Source organism: Zoogloea sp. LCSB751, assembly GCF_002028455.1.
GTDB lineage: Bacteria > Pseudomonadota > Gammaproteobacteria > Burkholderiales > Rhodocyclaceae > Zoogloea.
On sequence record NZ_MWUM01000176.1, the window covers coordinates 1 to 274 of the forward strand.

General features: G+C 55.5%; 1 pseudogene. It reads right to left on the reverse strand.

Annotated elements, in window-relative coordinates:
* Window positions 1-260 (reverse strand): annotated as a pseudogene (locus B4920_RS30675) (IS1595 family transposase); the annotation flags it as partial.
* Window positions 261-274 lie beyond the last annotated feature (14 nt).

Sequence of the window (274 nt, forward strand, 5' to 3'; positions counted from 1 at the left end):
GCCAATGGCGTCTTGGTCAAGGTGGAGCAGGTCCGCAAGCATTGTTTACAACGGTAACGCCGCAACCCCCGAGTCCAGCCCCAAGGAGCAAGCTGGTCTGGTTGTGCATGACAATGGGGGCAAGCAGGGCAATCCGGTAGCAAGGCGTTAATGCGAGAAGGTAAGCTGGGTTGCTGCAACTCACGCTGAGCGATATGTCGTTGTCGGACAGAGAGTTGTGGAAACAGGGTAAGGAAATGTTGGAAGGCTTGGGTATCCATGATGGAGGCCCTCA